At 40.7% G+C, this 16,036-nt stretch carries 16 protein-coding genes, 1 tRNA gene and 1 riboswitch; of the genes, 6 read left to right on the plus strand and 11 right to left on the minus strand.

What is annotated here, in order from left to right; all coding sequences use genetic code 11:
• The first annotated feature begins 15 nt into the window (after positions 1-15).
• Positions 16-972, plus strand: a complete 957-nt coding sequence (locus KJK34_RS01020; protein WP_223051986.1) for a sodium-dependent bicarbonate transport family permease — start codon at positions 16-18, stop codon at positions 970-972.
• Between the two features lie 57 nt (positions 973-1,029).
• On the opposite strand, the gene KJK34_RS01025 is transcribed toward KJK34_RS01020, so the two are convergent.
• Positions 1,030-1,103: transfer RNA gene (locus KJK34_RS01025), tRNA-Arg, on the minus strand.
• A gap of 115 nt (positions 1,104-1,218) precedes the next feature.
• Here KJK34_RS01025 and KJK34_RS01030 point away from each other — a divergent pair.
• Positions 1,219-1,731, plus strand: a complete 513-nt coding sequence (locus KJK34_RS01030) for an adenine phosphoribosyltransferase (RefSeq protein WP_223051987.1) — start codon at positions 1,219-1,221, stop codon at positions 1,729-1,731.
• Here KJK34_RS01030 and KJK34_RS01035 read toward each other — a convergent pair.
• From KJK34_RS01035 to KJK34_RS01050, 4 genes are all read right to left on the minus strand, one after another.
• A complete protein-coding gene (locus KJK34_RS01035) occupies positions 1,728-1,868 on the minus strand; it encodes an SsrA-binding protein (protein WP_223051988.1) in 141 nt (46 codons plus the stop codon). The two genes, KJK34_RS01030 and KJK34_RS01035, sit on opposite strands and share 4 nt — an antisense overlap.
• 95 nt (positions 1,869-1,963) lie before the next feature.
• A complete protein-coding gene (locus KJK34_RS01040) occupies positions 1,964-4,021 on the minus strand; it encodes a M56 family metallopeptidase (RefSeq protein ID WP_223051989.1) in 2,058 nt (685 codons plus the stop codon).
• Between the two features lies 1 nt (position 4,022).
• Positions 4,023-4,382 carry a BlaI/MecI/CopY family transcriptional regulator gene (locus tag KJK34_RS01045; RefSeq protein ID WP_223051990.1) on the minus strand — a complete coding sequence of 120 codons (360 nt, stop codon included), beginning with the start codon at positions 4,380-4,382 and terminating at the stop codon, positions 4,023-4,025.
• Between the two features lie 107 nt (positions 4,383-4,489).
• On the minus strand, positions 4,490-5,707 hold the full coding sequence (locus KJK34_RS01050; RefSeq protein WP_223051991.1) for an MFS transporter: 1,218 nt from the start codon (positions 5,705-5,707) through the stop codon (positions 4,490-4,492).
• A 100-nt stretch (positions 5,708-5,807) separates the two neighbouring features.
• Here KJK34_RS01050 and KJK34_RS01055 point away from each other — a divergent pair, with 100 nt between their 5' ends.
• Entirely contained in the window at positions 5,808-6,404 is a 597-nt protein-coding gene (locus KJK34_RS01055) for a DUF1684 domain-containing protein (RefSeq protein WP_223051992.1), read from the plus strand.
• 53 nt (positions 6,405-6,457) lie between these two features.
• On the opposite strand, the gene KJK34_RS01060 is transcribed toward KJK34_RS01055, so the two are convergent.
• The 3 genes from KJK34_RS01060 to KJK34_RS01070 form a co-directional block, all read right to left on the minus strand.
• Entirely contained in the window at positions 6,458-7,681 is a 1,224-nt protein-coding gene (locus KJK34_RS01060; RefSeq protein ID WP_223051993.1) for a homoserine dehydrogenase, read from the minus strand.
• A gap of 7 nt (positions 7,682-7,688) precedes the next feature.
• A complete protein-coding gene (locus tag KJK34_RS01065; protein ID WP_223051994.1) occupies positions 7,689-8,876 on the minus strand; it encodes a trans-sulfuration enzyme family protein in 1,188 nt (395 codons plus the stop codon).
• Between the two features lie 155 nt (positions 8,877-9,031).
• Positions 9,032-9,142, minus strand: a riboswitch (SAM riboswitch).
• Positions 9,143-9,247: 105 nt separating this feature from the next.
• Positions 9,248-10,123, minus strand: a complete 876-nt coding sequence (locus KJK34_RS01070) for an EamA family transporter (protein WP_317196851.1) — start codon at positions 10,121-10,123, stop codon at positions 9,248-9,250.
• A 112-nt stretch (positions 10,124-10,235) separates the two neighbouring features.
• Between KJK34_RS01070 and KJK34_RS01075 the strand changes: the two genes are divergently transcribed.
• Together KJK34_RS01075 and KJK34_RS01080 are read left to right on the plus strand one after the other, a co-directional pair.
• On the plus strand, positions 10,236-11,843 hold the full coding sequence (locus KJK34_RS01075) for a S8 family serine peptidase (RefSeq protein ID WP_223051995.1): 1,608 nt from the start codon (positions 10,236-10,238) through the stop codon (positions 11,841-11,843).
• Between the two features lie 9 nt (positions 11,844-11,852).
• Positions 11,853-12,791, plus strand: coding sequence for an NAD(P)H-dependent flavin oxidoreductase (locus KJK34_RS01080; protein ID WP_223051996.1), 939 nt, complete (start codon positions 11,853-11,855; stop codon positions 12,789-12,791).
• Positions 12,792-12,823: 32 nt separating this feature from the next.
• On the opposite strand, the gene KJK34_RS01085 is transcribed toward KJK34_RS01080, so the two are convergent.
• The 3 genes from KJK34_RS01085 to KJK34_RS01095 form a co-directional block, all read right to left on the minus strand.
• Complete coding sequence (locus KJK34_RS01085) at positions 12,824-13,303, minus strand: hypothetical protein (protein WP_223051997.1); 480 nt, start codon at positions 13,301-13,303, stop codon at positions 12,824-12,826.
• A gap of 60 nt (positions 13,304-13,363) precedes the next feature.
• Complete coding sequence (locus KJK34_RS01090; protein ID WP_223051998.1) at positions 13,364-14,782, minus strand: alkaline phosphatase; 1,419 nt, start codon at positions 14,780-14,782, stop codon at positions 13,364-13,366.
• Between the two features lie 71 nt (positions 14,783-14,853).
• Positions 14,854-15,405, minus strand: coding sequence for a hypothetical protein (locus KJK34_RS01095; RefSeq protein ID WP_223051999.1), 552 nt, complete (start codon positions 15,403-15,405; stop codon positions 14,854-14,856).
• A 36-nt stretch (positions 15,406-15,441) separates the two neighbouring features.
• On the opposite strand from KJK34_RS01095, the gene KJK34_RS01100 reads away from it, so the two are divergent.
• Positions 15,442-15,939: a hypothetical protein gene (locus KJK34_RS01100; RefSeq protein WP_223052000.1), complete on the plus strand. Its 498-nt coding sequence runs from the start codon at positions 15,442-15,444 to the stop codon at positions 15,937-15,939.
• The last annotated feature ends 97 nt before the right edge of the window (positions 15,940-16,036 follow it).

The raw sequence follows: 16,036 nt of genomic DNA on the forward strand, positions 1-16,036 counted from the left end.
TCACCACAACCCAGTATGAACTTATCATTATTAGCAGAAAACCTCACCAACCCCGCTTTATTGTTTTTCTGCCTTGGCATTATTGCCGTTTATCTTAAAAGTGACCTTGAAATACCGCAAAATTCATCAAAATTTATATCGTTATACTTATTATTTTCTATTGGTTTTAAAGGAGGGCAGGAGCTTTCACACGAGCATTTCAGCAGCGAGATAGCCCTCTCCATGCTGTTCGGGATACTGCTTGCGCTTATAATTCCGTTCTACACTTTCTTTATCCTAAAAAAGAAATTCAGCATCGCTGACTCCGGTGCTATTGCTGCGGCATATGGCTCTGTTAGCGCGGTAACATTTGTAACGGCGGTAAGCTATCTCGAAATGCACGGGCTTAAGCTGGAAGGGCACATGGTAGCCATTATGGCACTTATGGAATCGCCCGCTATTATAGCCGGCCTTGTGTTGATATCGTTGTTTGACAGGGAGGGCAGCAGTGTAAGCAAGCGCAATGTTATAACACACTCGTTAACAAACGGCAGTGTGCTGCTTATTATGGGAAGCCTTATAATTGGCTATATGGCAAGCGCTGAGCAGGCGCAGGGCATTAAGCCTTTTACTAACGATATTTTTAAAGGTTTCCTTGCTATTTTCCTTCTGGATATGGGTATTGTAAGCGGGCGCAAGCTAAACACACTTTTCAGGGAAGGATGGTTCCCGTTTGCGTTTGGTATTGTGTTTCCGCTTGTTAACGGCTGTGCAGCGGCTTACCTGAGCGCTCTTGTTACGGATAATATTTCGAGCAGGTTTGTGTTTGCAGTGCTTGCAGCGAGTGCCTCTTATATTGCAGTACCCGCCGCTATGAAAATTGCAGCCCCAAAAGCTAACCCGGGCTTATACCTGCCTATGGCTCTTGGAGTTACCTTTCCGGTAAATATAACTTTAGGCTTCCCTTTATATTATCTGATTGCAGGATTGTAATATAGCTTAATGTATAAAAGCAAAAAACTCCCTAAAGATAATTAGGGAATTTTTTCGTGACCTCGACAGGATTCAAACCTGTAACCTTCTGAGCCGTAATCAGATGCGCTATTCAGTTGCGCCACGAGGCCGTTTGCTTAACAAAATCGGTTGTTTTTAATGAACTTCCGTGTTGTTGTTTGCGGGTGCAAATATAGAACAATAATGATTAACTTGCAAACGCATAACCAACAAAAACTTAAAAAAATGGATATACAAAACTATATACGTGAAATACAGGATTTTCCGAAACCGGGAATTGCTTTTAAAGATATCACACCTTTACTCGCTAACCCGGAAGCAACGAAAACCTGCCTTGACATGCTGCTTAAAAATCTGCGTGACGAAAAAATTGATAAGGTGGTAGGGGTAGAGAGCAGGGGTTTCTTTTTCGGGACACTAATTGCCAATGGGCTTAATGCAGGCTTTGTACCTGTGCGCAAGCCAAAGAAGTTGCCTTATGAAACCCTTACCGCGTCTTATGAGCTTGAATATGGGACAGATGTATTAGAAATACATACCGATGCTATAAAAGCAGGGGAGCGGGTTATTATTCATGATGATGTGCTTGCCACAGGCGGAACTGCCAAGGCTGTTTGTGAACTTGTAGAAAAGCTTGGTGGCACTATTGTGCAATGCAACTTTTTAATGGAGCTTTCGTTCCTCAATGGGCGCGAGAAGATTAAGCAATATAATGTTTTTGCTCCGCTTGTGTATTAGCTGAGTGCGCGGGTAGTTACATAATACTTCCAGGCAATAATTGCTTTCTGCAGTTTTGTAGCTTTTGCTAAATCCAACTGTTCTTTAGTATAATTGGGCAGCAGCCACTTGTTTAGTTTTGCTAGTAATTTAAACATAGCTATCTTATTGGGTTGTATAAAAATACAAAAAAAGCGGCTTTATTAAAGCCGCCTTAACTCATAATTAAGTATTTAAGATGAAGTAATCCGTTTTAAATTTTTCTCTGCCTTTCAGCTTCCTTTCTTTTTTCTTCTGCAGCTTTGCGCTTTTCTTCGGCCTGCTGCTTCTGCTCTTTAATAATTTGCTCCCTCCGCTCGTTAAGCATGTGCCTGCGGTCTTCCAGTTCACTTCTTCTTTCCTCTATAGCGGTACGGGCTTCTTCCATGGCTTCTTTTGCCGTTTCAAAATCTTCAAGTGAAAATTTAAAAGTCCTGAAATTTTCGTCTCCTAATTTGCGGATTTCAATTTGTGCTTTTTTCAGGTCTTCTTTTATCGTTTCTATTTCTTCAGGCGTCAGGTTACCCAAAGTTTTCAGCTGGTCGGCAAGTATAATTTCTGACGATTCAAAATTTACGTTTGCAAATTCTCGCATACGTGCAACTTCTGCCATCATTACATCATAATCAAGCCCTTCATTCCCAATATACATGTTCATGCGTGAAGGTACTGTTTCTGTAAAGGTATAGGTGGTAAAGCGGCCTGATTGCTCTCTTTTAGTAGTTACCTCCATAGCGCCGTTTTTACCTTCTTTACCATATTTCTTCCTGGCTTCTTTAGGTGTAAGCACTTTTACTTCGCTTAGTTCTTCATCAAGTGAAATTTTTATAGGCTCACCTTTCTCCTGCTTTACACCGTTTATAATTACAAGTGCATCTTTGTCGCCAAACTTCCAACTGCTTAATGACCAGTGTCCGTTAACGCCAGCCGGTTGCTGCACAGCCGTTTCTCCGAAGCCCTGCCTGTCCCTGATTGCGTTTCTGTCTTTCAGTATATCCTGCCTGTTAAGGAATAAGGTATCTTCATCAGTATTATTAACGTCAATACTGCCTGCACTGATTTTAAGCCCCTCCGTTACACCAAAGCCTGTTTTTACGTTACCGTTGTTGTCTGTAGTCAGTTCAACCGTAAAGGCTTTTATGGGCTTAGAGCCTTTAACTTGGTACACGCTCTCGTCAGTACCATCGTTAATGGTAACTTTTATGGCAGTTATCTCTCCTTTATCGTTACGGTTAATTGCGGAAAAATTAACATCAACATTATATTCCGACTTAAAGAAATTTTTCTCTGCTTCAAGCGCTTCGTCTTTACTATCCTTATTGACTTCAAGCGCAACTTTAGTGCTTTCAATATAAACAGATTTCTCTGCTTCTTCTGTTTGCTGTGCCCTTACTTCGAGCTGAAACAAAACCATAAAGGCAATAAGTACTGGTAGTACAGCGGCGTACTTCCACGAATTTCTCGTTTTAGATTGTTTTTTGTTAAGCATAACGATTCGTTTTTTGATTAATGATTGATAAAAGTGATTGATGATTGCAGTACATTCGGGCTGTACTGTTATTTTTAATAATGTTTTTTGATAGGCTTTTGTGTCGGCTATTTCTTTTATGGCTTGGGCATCGGCAATAAACTCAAGGTTTTGTGCCACTGCTTTTTTGTAAAGCCAGATAAAAGGGTTAAACCACAACAGTATGCAAAACAGGTTACTGATTATCATATCAGCAGAATGTTTTTGCCTGCTGTGTACTTTTTCATGGCTTAGCACATTTTCGAGTTCGTTATCTGTCAGTAACTTTGAATTATAAACAATGTAGCTGAAAAATGAGAACGGCGACTGTACAGTTTCGGAATCAATATATTTAAAGCCATTTTGCTTAATGATTTTTTCACCTTTTAGCATCTTCCTTACTAAATACAGCTGGTATAAAAACCTGAACAGGAAAAATACAGCCACTGCAACATAAATATAACCTGCTATATTGTACCAGTTAATGGGTTCCGGTTCGCTTTGCAGCGCTGCCATCTGCTGCATTTGCAGGTATTGTTGCAGTTCTTCAGGCGTTAGCTGCACCTGTGTTTTCTCTGTAGCCTCTATCCATACGGTATGCGTTAGTACCAGTAGCGGCATTACAGCTGATGTTACCAGCCCGGCCAGCAGAAAGCTGCGGTTAGAGGTAAAAAAAGTTTCTTTTCTCAGCAGGGTGTAGTAAGCTGTATAAAACACAGCCACCAGCCCTGATGCCTTTAGCAGATAGATGATAAGGTTTTCCATATCATTTCTTTTTTTCGATCATTTCGAGTATTTCGCGTAATTCTTCAGCACTTATCTTCTCTTCCTTCGCAAAAAAGGATACCATACTCTTGTAAGAGTTATTAAAGTAGTTTTGTATGGCGTTGTTCATAAACCCCTGCCTGTACTCTTCTTTCGTTATTACAGGATGATACTGGTGTGTGTTGCCATAAGCCGTATGCCCCACATAGCCTTTTTCTTCCAGGTTTCTTATAATGGTAGAAAGGGTATTGTAATGAGGCTTGTCGTCTTTAATTTCTGCAAGCACATCTTTTACAAAAGCTTTTTCCAGCTTCCATAAAATATGCATGATCTCTTCTTCCTTGTTTGTCAGTTTTTGCATGGTTGAGTATTTATACAAACAAAGCTAAAACTATTTTTTTAGTTTTCAAACTAAATTTGTAGTTAAATAACTAAACCGTTAGTTAAATATTGTATTGCAGAAGTAAATTATTTGTATTCAGTGCGTAAATTATATTGCAACAACACAATACATAACATGGCAAGCATACCTGCACTACCCATAACCACCCAGTTGGTGTTATAGCCCCATTCGTCTATTATACCCATACCCGCCTTTGCGCTGACTATATGTGCCATGCTGAACGTCATGGTATAAAATGCCATATACCTGCCTTCGTGGCCGCGTGGCGCCCTGCCCATAGCGAATGAGTTTGAAAAAGGAAAGCAAAACATTTCACCAAATGTCAGGAAAAGCAGCCCGACTATAAGCACACCCAGCCATACATTTAAAAGCAGTACATAAAAACTTAACCCCATTAAGAAAGAGCCCCACAGCACAATTTTAAGCTTTGCGACTTTTTTGCGCTCAAAGTAGCCTACAAAGGGCATTTCTAGCGCAAATACCAAAAGCCCGTTTAAAGACATAAGTAAACCGGTATGAAACTCTGTAAGCCCGTAAACCTCTTTATGGTATAGCGGCAGGGTGGTAAACAACTGAAAAAATGTTACAGCCGTTAAAAAGCTGCTGAGCAGGAAAAGCATATAAGGAAAGTCATGGAAAACGCTGTGATATCTATTGGTTACAACTGCATGGGCTGTATCTGTGGGTTGTTTCTTTTTCTCTTTTACCAAAAGCCAGAACAAGGTGATGGATATAATACAACTTGCACCATCTGCCCAAAAAAGTCCTTTATAGCCAATGCCAAGTATTATAAGCCCACCCAGTGCCGGGCCGGCGGCAAAGCCAAGATTAACGGCAAGCCTAACCAGCGTTAAGGCGCGGGTGCGGTTTTCGGGTTTGGCATAGGCGCCAAGCGATACAAACATAGCAGGGCGAAACATATCGGCTATAACCATAATCCCGAACATAGCGGCGCACATCCCCATAAAACTTGTAACGTGCTGAATAATAAAAAAAGCAATACCGGTAGTGAACAGACTAAAAACCATTATTTTGTAAAATCCGATTTTGTCTGAAAGTTTGCCGCCGAGCCACGAGCCAAGTAAAGAGCCTAAGCCAAAAAACACCATAACGGTACCTACCTCGTCATAATCAAAATGCAGATCTTCCTTCAGGTATTTAGAAAGGAAAGGGAGTACCATTGTGCCCGCCCTGTTGATAAAGGTAATGGCTGCAAGTATCCATATTTCGCGGCTAAAGCCCCTGAAGTTGTTAAGATAGCGGGTTATGGCAAGGCGAAACATGTTAAAAAAGTTAGAGTTGCAAAGTTACATATTTTGAACGCTAACCAATCGGGGTAATTAGCAGGTGAATTGTTATTTTTGTATTATTAAAATAAGAGCCATGAAATTAATCCTTATTATATTTTCCTTTTTATGTACTTTATCAGTGCAGGCACAATGCACTGAAGAGGCTGCTGTTGCTTTTCAGGAACAGCTTAATGCGAAATATGCTAATCCCATAGAATCGCCTCTTACTGAAAAAGACCTGAAAAAGTTCAAATCGCTTGATTTTTATCCGATAGATATGCAGTATTGCGTACAGGCAAAACTGGTACGTACCCCGGATGAAAAGCCATTTGAGATGCCCACCACTACAGAGCGAAAACCTATGTATGTTAAGTATGGCGAACTGCATTTTAAACTAATGGGTAAAGAATGCAAACTGGATGTGTTCCGCAATGTAGAACTGACTAAAAAAGAAGAGTATAAAGATCATCTTTTTCTGCCGTTTACAGATCTAACTTCAGGCAACGGCAGCTATGGCGGTGGCAGGTATATTGACCTTAAAGCGCCTGAAGGCGATATTATTTACATCGATTTTAATACAGCCTATAACCCTTATTGTGCTTATAACCACAAATATTCCTGCCCCATACCACCACAGCAAAATGATATTATGGTAGAAGTAAAGGCCGGGGTGAAGGAATATAAAAAGTAAAGCACCACTTAAAAGTATAAATGCCTTTTAGCGGTGCTCGTGCAAATAAAACATTAATCTACAAGTTCTGGCTGGTAATGTTGTGCCGCAACGGTTTCTATAAGGATGAAAGACGTTCCGCCAAACAATTCGCCAATTTGTTTCAGGTTAGTTAACGAAATAACTCCTGTAACATATGCTGAATGGTTATTGGTATATGATTCTTCAATAGTTACAAAATGGTCTTTAAGTACAATATTGTCTTCGTGCCTGTGCCTTAGCAATACCTTAAGGTAAACATCATGGGTTAAGCCGCTGCCTTCGCCGCGTTCTATCTTCTTATATTCATACTTATAATCATAGCTAAGCGCAGATATATCTGATAGTACTGCCGATGCGGTAGGGTGGGCGCCGGCGCCGCGCCCTACAAAAAAGTGGGTATCGGCAAATGCGGTTTTGGTAATTACCCCGTTAAACACATCATCTACATGATACAGCCTGTTTTCAGGGCCTACAAATTTGGGTAGTACAAAGGCAGTTATCTTACCATCCGGGTTTTTATACGCCTGTGCCACCAGTTTTATTTTAAGCCCTTTTTCTCGCGCATATTTAAGTTCAAGTTCTCCAATGTTATCTATACCAATATTTATAATTTCATCGGGTTTTGCTATATGTCCAAAAGCATGGGCTAGCAGTATTAGCAATTTATACTTGGCGTCAAACCCGCCTACATCCAGCAACGGGTTGCTTTCTGCAAAACCTTTATCCTGCGCCTGTTTTAGCGCTGTTTCATAAATCAGGTTTTCCTGTATGGTTTTGGTAAGTATGTAGTTGGTAGAGCCATTCACTATCCCTTCTATAGATTCTAAAAGGTCGTTATCATAATACTCTTCAAGGTTACGTATTATAGGCATACTCGCACAGGCAGCCGCTTCATACAGTAACGGCACATTATATTGCTTTTGCAATTGCAGCAGTTCTTCAAAATGTTCGGCAACCATTTTTTTATTGGCCGATACTACCGCTTTCCCTTTTTTAAGCGCTGCCGCCACTATTTCGAATGCTGCATCGGCATCATCTATAAGCTCTACCACTACATTAATGGTTGCATCGTTTAGTATTTCATTCTTATCATACGTAAAATGCTGTTTGTCAATTTCTCGCGGCTTATTTTTATCTTTAACGCATATCCTGCTGATATTAGCTTTTAGCCCCGGTGTTTTTTGCAGTACCTCATATAATCCAAAGCCTACGCAGCCAAACCCGAACAATCCTATATTTAAATTTTTTCTCGACATTTCCGGTTTAATTAGCTGTTACTACTGTGTTTTCAACTGCGTTCTTTTGCTGTAAAGCTGTTGCAAACGCCTGTTTTAAATCTTCAATAAGGTCATCTGCATCTTCAAGCCCTACCGATAAGCGTATAAGGCTGTCTGTAACCCCCGAGCTGTACCTTTTTTCTGCGGGGATAGATTTATGTGTCATTTCGCAGGGCAGGCAACACAGGCTTTTAACACCGCCCAGGCTTTCTGCCAGCTTAAAGAGTTTTGTTCCCGAAACAATGGCAGATGCCAGTTGTTTGTCATCTATAGCCAGGTCAAAAGCTATAACCCCGCCAAAATATTTTTGCTGCTTTTTGGCAATTTCATGGTTGTGGTGCGAAGGTAACCCTGGGTAATACACATTTTTTACCAGTTTTTCTTCCAGCATGTATTCTGCTATTTTTTGAGCATTTTCAGCGTGTTGCCTTATGCGTAGCGAAAGGGTTTCTATACCGCGTATAACCAGCCAGCTATCAAAAGGGGCCAGTATGGCTCCACTTGCATTTTGTATGAATTTTATCTTATCGCCAAGCTGTGGTGTTGCTGTAACCACAAGCCCGGCTATAAGGTCACTGTGGCCCGAAATGTATTTTGTGGCACTGTGTACCACAATATCGGCTCCCAGGTTTATGGGTTTTTGCGCCGCCGGAGATGCAAAGGTATTATCTACACACAGCACTATATTATGTGCTTTGGCTATCTGTGCAATAGCAGCAATATCAGATACTTTAAGGGTTGGGTTGGTAGGCGATTCTATCCAGATAAGCTTCGTTGCCGGAGTTACGGCGTTTGCTATATTGGCACTGTTGGTAGAATCTACATACTTAACGCTGATGCCAAATTTTTGGTATACGTGTGTAAACAGCCTGAACGCCCCGCCATAAATATCATCTACGGCTATAATTTCATCGCCTGTTTCAAGCAGCTTTACAACAGCATCTATAGCGGCAAGCCCGCTTGCAAACGCATAGCCATTACTGCCGTTTTCAAGTTGGGCAATGCAGTCTTCCAGCGCTTTGCGGGTGGGGTTGTTGCTGCGCGAATAGTCAAAGCCCTTATGTATGCCGGCCGCTTGCTGCACAAAGGTTGAAGTTTGGTAAATGGGCACCGATATGCTTCCGGTTAATGCATCTACAGGTATGCTGTGCAGTGTTAGTGTTTGCTCTTTCATTGTTCTTCAGATTTAGAAAATTTTTAAATAAAACATTTGAATCAGTCCGTAAAAAACTATCCAAATCCATTACCGGAAAGGGCATAAAACAAAAATGCCCTTCCGATAAGTCAGAAAGGCACATAATATCTCGAGCTATTATCTACTGGTTTCTAAACTTATCTTTCCACGCTTGTGCGCGGTTGAAAGTGGCACCTTATCCGCCGTATGCGGACAGGTTGCCAAGACGTCACAGGGTCAACTCCCTCGGTCTTTCTGGATAAGAATAATTTTCTAAAAGAACTTGCAGCAAAGTTAGAGCAGAAACTTTTAAATTTCCAAATAAAATTTTTAAAAATTTATATACTGCTGTAATTCAGTATTTTAAAATTCTAATAAACCTGTGATAGTGTTATGAAAAGTATTGCTGCAAGCGCAAGGAAGATACCTGCATAATTTAAAATCGACATCTTTTCCTTAAATATAAATACACCCGCAACGCTGCCTAAAACAATTACGCCAATATTCATACTGGCAAAAACGGTGGAAGGATTATCTGAAAAAGCACGGTGCGCTTTAAGGTAAAAAAGGATGTTACCAAAATTAAAAAGCCCGGTCAGTATCCCGAATAGGATGTTCCTGTAATTCAGCTTAGTATTGCAGGTGAGTACATCGTTAACTACAAATAGTACCGATATAAACAGTGCCCCCGCAAAAACAATGAATAGTGAGGTAGTGTAGGCTATTGTAGTATAAAGTGCAATTTGCTTAAAAAGTATATCTACTATACCAAAGCCGACAAGCACCACCGCAGGGAATATCCATTTTTTACTTTTAGCACCATCGCTTTTCATTAAAATAAGCCAGATAGCAGGAAACCCGATTATTAACCCCGTTATTTTTAAGATATTAAAATCTTCCCTGAAGATAAAGTAAGAAGCCAGTATAGGGATAATTAAAGAAAGCCGTTGTGCTGCGTCTGTTTTCACTATACCCATGTGCCTTATAGATGCAGCAAGGAATAAAAATATAGATGGCAACAGTATGGCAAGTGTGCCATATATAACCCAGGGCGCATCTCCATAGGCTTCTGCAACAGAAGGCTCAAAAACAAAATAGCAAAGCAACAGCGCAGCTACATAATTCCACATAACTACCTGCATAACAGAGACGGGGAACTTTCTTATCACTTTAAAGATAATTCCCACAGTAACACTGCATATTATGCTCAGTATGAGGTATAGCATCGGCAAAAAAATTTCGCGCAAAAATAACACGTTTTGGTGTAACAGCGGCAATTATATCGTTGTAATCTTTTGTATCTTTGGGTTTTTACACGTTAAGGTGTAAGAAACCCTTATGTTTATTTGCTGTAATGCTATGAAAAAAATTATCATATACCTGCTGTTATTTACAGCAGTTGTTGCCCGCGCGCAGGAAGACGCTTGGGTATATTTTACCGATAAGCCTGAGGCAGATTTTTATCTTTCCAACCCTTTGCAGATGCTATCTCAAAAAGCGCTGGACAGGCGTGCAGTGCAGGGTATAGCCTTAGATGTTACCGATGTTCCGCTGCATGAACCCTATATAACAGCAATATCTGGTGCCCCCGGCATTACGGTAATGGCGAAATCAAAATGGCTCAATGCTTTGCACATTCGAGGTACAGAGGAAGCCATAAATGCTCTTACGGAATTAGAATTTGTTGAATCCGTAGATTTTGCCAACAAACTGCTTAATACATCAGGGCGGCTGCAACAGCCGGAACAAAGGCAAACCGTAAACAAATTTTTAGAAACCCAGGCCGATTTTGATTATGGCGCCGCACAAAACCAGATAGTTATGCTGAACGGGCACCTGCTGCACCAGCAGGATTATGCAGGTACAGGTGTTACCATAGCGGTTATGGATTCAGGGTTTCCCGGGGTAGATACAGCAGCGCCCTTTCAGCGGCTGTTTGATAATGAGCAGGTGCTGGGTACTTATGATTTTGTAACGGAGTCGGAAGATGTTTACTCGGTTACCGATACACACGGCACACTGGTACTTTCTACTATGGGTGGCTACCTTGAGGGCGAATATGCAGGTACAGCACCGGATGCACTTTACTATTTATTCAGGACAGAGGATGCCGAAAGTGAAAACCCGGTTGAAGAATCCTATTGGGTGGAGGCGGCCGAGGTTGCCGATAGCCTGGGGGTTGATATTATTAATACATCGTTGGGTTATTTTAAATATGATAACCCCGCTTATGATTATACCTATGAAGATTTAAACGGGCAAACTTCTTTTATATCGCGCGGTGCTAATATTGCCTTTTCGCGCGGAATGGTTTGTGTAACATCTGCAGGAAACTCAGGCAACAGCGAAGATCCTTATGCAGCCATGCCTGCAGAGGCTACTACCACACTGGCAGTTGGGGCGGTAAACGCAGAAGAAATACGCTCTCCCTTCAGCTCTATTGGCCCGACTTTTGACGGACGCATAAAACCCGATGTAATGGCAAGGGGAGTTGCCTCGGCAGTGTCTAATACATCAGGATCAATTGTGGCGGCAAGCGGTACCTCTTTTTCAGGACCTATTACCTGCGGACTTGTGGCTTGCCTGTGGCAAGCGCTGCCGGAGCTTACCAATGCTGAAATTGTACAGCTTGTAAAGCAATCTGCAGACCGCTTTAATAATCCTGATAACGAATATGGCTATGGCATACCCGATTTTGCCCTTGCGCTTGATACGGCTTCGGCTCAGCAAATTGATAAAAAATCAATGCTAATAAGCCCTAATCCTGCAACAGATTTAGTACTAATTTCAGGTTTAGAAAGTGATGCCGAAATTCTTATTTATAACGGGCTTGGGCAGCAGGTGTATAAAGCCACAGTTGCAAAAAATAAACCTGCTTTTTCGGTACAGGCCTTGCCGGGCGGTATTTATACCTTTGTACTTCAGTCGGCAAAAAGCGCACAGTCAGGAAAATTAGTGAAACGATAATACATATAAATGAACAGAATAACACAACTTTTTAATATACAGTACCCTGTAATACAGGCAGGAATGATTTGGGCAAGCGGTTATAAACTGGCAAGCGCAGTGAGTAATGCAGGCGGACTTGGCATTATTGGTGCCGGTTCTATGTACCCCGAAGTTTTAAGGGAACACATAGAAAAATGCAAAAAAGCTACTGATAAGCCTTTTGCGGTTAATGTACCCATGCTGTACCCGGATATTGAAAAGATAATGGATATTATAGTAGAGGAGGGAGTAAAAATAGTATTTACCTCTGCGGGAAACCCCAAAACGTGGACAGCTTTCCTTAAAGAAAAAGGGATAACAGTTGTGCATGTTGTAAGCAGCGTTAAGTTTGCGCTGAAAGCCCAGGAAGCAGGAGTGGATGCTGTTGTAGCCGAAGGCTTTGAAGCAGGGGGGCATAACGGGCGTGAGGAAACCACCACCTTTACGCTGATACCTATGGTAAAGGAGCAGTTGCAAGTGCCTCTTATTGCTGCAGGGGGTATAGCCACAGGCAGGGGTATGCTGGCAGCCATGGTACTGGGAGCCGATGGCGTACAGATTGGCAGCCGTTTTGCCGCTTCGGTAGAGTCTTCCTCACACGAAAATTTTAAACGTGCCATAGTAGAGGCTAAAGACGGCGACACCCATGTAACCCTGAAAGAGCTTGCACCTGTAAGGCTTATAAAGAATAAGTTTTTTAATGACGTTACAGCGCTTTACGCCAAGTCGCCCACAGTAGATGACCTTAAAGCGCTTTTAGGCCGTGCACGTGCCAAAAAAGGCATGTTTGAAGGCGACCTTGAAGAGGGTGAGCTTGAAATAGGGCAGATAGCAGGGCTTATACATGACATTAAACCAGCCGCCCAGATACTACAGGAAATAATAGCTGATTTTGAACAGGCCAAAAGAGAGGCAGCGGGATTATAAATTCTTAGACTATCGATATACTATAAAAAGCATTACTTAGGTTTTTTTGTGATATTTAGCCCTGTTTTGTATCCTGTAAATATTGTTAGTAGTACTATTGTACCTAAAATAAAATATAAGTAAGAAGAGTCAATAAAAAATGGTTTGTACTCGATCTTGTTTGGCATTCTGCTTAAAGGAGGATGAACCGTCCAACTTGCTTGGGTATTTAGCATATCATTTAAAGATATAAACCAAGCCCATAAAAGTATAAATGCAGAGGCATAAATTAAAAAGTTTACATTTCTCAAATTGTTTTTAAATCCTGATATAATTACTCTTATCAGCATGATTATAAAACCTAAAAAGATAGCTCCGGTATATAAAATATCTATGTTTTTTATCACGAAGTAGCTATCATGTACATTTATATCAACAGTGCTTTCTTCAGATATATCAAATTTTAAAAAGACAATAGTCATTAATAACGGGAGACAAAACCATAAGACTTCTGCAACATATTTATTTCTCATACATCATAGTTTAAAAAAAGCCTGGAAATTCCAGGCTTAAAAATATATATAATATTTAATTTAAAACTTATTTTCCACTTCTGCGGCTTGTAGCATCAGGTAATGCAGGTCGGTATTTTTTACAAAAGGCTTAAGCAGGTCGCTGCCCGGGCCAAACATAGCCAACTCTACATAATCAGCAGAATGATCCATGCTTATCCAACCTACAGAGGTATATTCTTTCTGCATTTCGGCAAATGCTTTAAAAGGCAATTTTTTATAATTATAAAGCCCGTCTTCTTTGTCTAAATCGCCTGTGTAATGGCCTAAAATAAATTTAGCCTGCTCATCGGTAACGGTATGTGCGTTGGCATATTTAATTATTTCCTTTACTTTGGCAACTGTAAAATCAGGCTTTATTTCGTTAAGTACCCACTCGTTGGTTTGGGTAAAGTTTTGCAGGTTGTCAAAATTATCATTAGCCTCTTTGCCATAAATAATACCCGGGTTGGCGTTACCGTGGTCGGTGGTTATAATTACAAGTGTCTCACCATCTTTTTCGGCAAAATCCATTGCAGTTTTTACAGCCTCGTCAAAAGCAAGCTGGTCATAAAGCAAAGCGCCTAAGTCATTAGCATGCGCACCCCAGTCCACCTTACCTGCTTCCACCTGAAGCACAAACCCGTTTTTATGCCCTTTCATCTGGTCTATGGCTTTTTTTGCCATTTCTGCCAGCGTAGGTACTTTCTTTTCTGTTTCGTTGTTGCTTTTCCTGTCAAGGCTGTAAGGCATGCCTTCATCAGCAAAAACACCCAGTATTTTTTTACCAGCCTCAGCCTGCATCATTTCGTTGCGGCTGCGCACCACCTGCCAGCCTTTTGCTTTATAAGCGGCATACAGGTCTTTTTTATCTTTACGTTTGGCAGCATCAAAATAATTATTACCGCCACCCATCATCACATCAAAACCAAGCTCAAGGTAATCTTCTGCAATTTGCGGCATTGCATTCCTGCTGTCGCTGTTAACACAAAAGCCGGCAGGTGTAGCGTGGGTAATAGGCACAGTAGTAACACAGCCTGCCATTTTACCTGCTTTTTTAAACTTTTGCCATATCGGCAGGTGTTTTTCGCCTTTAGGCCCCACGTTTAATGAGCCATTGTTAACCCTTGCACCGCCACCCCAGGACGAACTTGCCGCAGCCGAATCGGTTACTATAGAACTCGCCGAAGCAGTATCCATAAGGGCACGTGCCACGCGGTTATCGCGATATAGCTGGAGCCAGTTAGAACCTTTACCGGTTTTACGGCTAAGGTACAAATCGGCCATGTTCAGCGTACCGCTGCTCATGCCGTCGCTTACAAGGAATATAATATTTTTAGCTTTTTTGTTTTTACCTGTAGTATCAAAATCTAATAGCCCTGTTGTTGTTTTAAAAGGCGCTGCAACGGTTGCCCCAAGTGTAAAAAGCGAGCCGTTCCTGAAAAACTTTCTCCTGTCCATTATAAAGTTCGTTATTTGCCAAATATAATAAACTCTGCCAAGAAGGTTTATTGCGGATTGTTATTTCTTGGTTATGTATTTTGTTCCGACCTTTTCCGGAAATTAAAGTATACAGCTATAATAAGCCCAGCCAGTGCGCCCATGTAGCTGAAGTTATGAATACTGCCTACAATTACAAAGCTGTTGATGTCTGTAACGCTTTCCGGTATATACCATCCTGCATATGGTTCAGGCTGATATATTATAATTATACTTCCATAAGTATAGCCTGCTATACCACTGATAATAGCAACGGCTATAGTTATTAGTATTGCCTTTACAGATGTTGTTATCATTGCTCTCAATAAGTTTTGCCTTAATGCCAGCATTGATAGGATAATACCAATAATAAACCCGACCCACCATGTAGCCATCCATCCTGTTACTGCTACCAAAAGGCGCAGATTTCGGATAGGTGTATCATTGCCTTCTAATAATCTGAACTGAATAAACTTGAATTTTGTATAATATTCAGGCGAAATGCTATACGTTATCTGGTCGTGTAAGATTCCGTATATGCCAGCAATCATAATACTTAATATAATAATGATAAAAATTGCAGCAATTTTTTTAGCAAGATTCATTGTACATTTTTTAAATTTGAAACAAACCATCCAAATATGAAAATTATTTTGAAAACCAAGGTATTGCTCATTGCTTTATTTTTATTACCACTTACAGGCAAAGCACAGGTAACGAACAATATGCCATCGGGCGATGGCAATAGCGATTACACATTTAAGTATATAAAATGCACTCCGGTATGCTGGAAAAATGCGTCAAATGAATTTAATATTTATCTAGAAAGAGAGGGCAGTGTGCACCTGTATACATTTCTGAGCGAAAAGGAAATTAATTTAGGTCGGTTACCTGAGTTTGAAATCCTGTGTTATTCAAAACATTTTTTTGTGTTGCACAGCTCTTCGGATATAAATTTTTACTTCATAGTTGGAAATAAAGCTGAAAAAGATTCAATAAATTTGGTAAGCAGTATTTATAAACCTACCCGTATTTATAGTGGCGCTGGTATAGCCCACCACACATGGACAAAAGATAAAGAAGGTAAGCCATCACTTGATAAACTAAAGGCAGCTAAAAGTATTTATGATGCTATGTAATTAAAGGGGCTATCTCAAAAGTGTCATTCTGAACGAAGCGATAGCAAAGTGAAGAATCTTAAGTGGTTGATTTTGTTAAGATTCCTCCTATCGTCGG

This window comes from Flavobacterium coralii (assembly GCF_019891545.1).
Lineage (GTDB): Bacteria > Bacteroidota > Bacteroidia > Flavobacteriales > Flavobacteriaceae > Flavobacterium > Flavobacterium coralii.

What these genes read in the sequence shown, in the direction of transcription:
- KJK34_RS01080 (WP_223051996.1), top strand. Translation starts at nt 11,853, where the DNA reads ATGAACAGAATAACACAACTTTTTAATATACAGTACCCTGTAATACAG.
- KJK34_RS01055 (WP_223051992.1), top strand. Translation starts at nt 5,808, where the DNA reads ATGAAATTAATCCTTATTATATTTTCCTTTTTATGTACTTTATCAGTG.
- KJK34_RS01050 (WP_223051991.1), bottom strand. Translation starts at nt 5,707, where the DNA reads ATGTTTCGCCTTGCCATAACCCGCTATCTTAACAACTTCAGGGGCTTT.
- KJK34_RS01020 (WP_223051986.1), top strand. Translation starts at nt 16, where the DNA reads ATGAACTTATCATTATTAGCAGAAAACCTCACCAACCCCGCTTTATTG.
- KJK34_RS01030 (WP_223051987.1), top strand. Translation starts at nt 1,219, where the DNA reads ATGGATATACAAAACTATATACGTGAAATACAGGATTTTCCGAAACCG.
- KJK34_RS01045 (WP_223051990.1), bottom strand. Translation starts at nt 4,382, where the DNA reads ATGCAAAAACTGACAAACAAGGAAGAAGAGATCATGCATATTTTATGG.
- KJK34_RS01100 (WP_223052000.1), top strand. Translation starts at nt 15,442, where the DNA reads ATGAAAATTATTTTGAAAACCAAGGTATTGCTCATTGCTTTATTTTTA.
- KJK34_RS01065 (WP_223051994.1), bottom strand. Translation starts at nt 8,876, where the DNA reads ATGAAAGAGCAAACACTAACACTGCACAGCATACCTGTAGATGCATTA.
- KJK34_RS01040 (WP_223051989.1), bottom strand. Translation starts at nt 4,021, where the DNA reads ATGGAAAACCTTATCATCTATCTGCTAAAGGCATCAGGGCTGGTGGCT.
- KJK34_RS01085 (WP_223051997.1), bottom strand. Translation starts at nt 13,303, where the DNA reads ATGAGAAATAAATATGTTGCAGAAGTCTTATGGTTTTGTCTCCCGTTA.
- KJK34_RS01075 (WP_223051995.1), top strand. Translation starts at nt 10,236, where the DNA reads ATGAAAAAAATTATCATATACCTGCTGTTATTTACAGCAGTTGTTGCC.
- KJK34_RS01060 (WP_223051993.1), bottom strand. Translation starts at nt 7,681, where the DNA reads ATGTCGAGAAAAAATTTAAATATAGGATTGTTCGGGTTTGGCTGCGTA.
- KJK34_RS01035 (WP_223051988.1), bottom strand. Translation starts at nt 1,868, where the DNA reads ATGTTTAAATTACTAGCAAAACTAAACAAGTGGCTGCTGCCCAATTAT.
- KJK34_RS01095 (WP_223051999.1), bottom strand. Translation starts at nt 15,405, where the DNA reads ATGAATCTTGCTAAAAAAATTGCTGCAATTTTTATCATTATTATATTA.
- KJK34_RS01090 (WP_223051998.1), bottom strand. Translation starts at nt 14,782, where the DNA reads ATGGACAGGAGAAAGTTTTTCAGGAACGGCTCGCTTTTTACACTTGGG.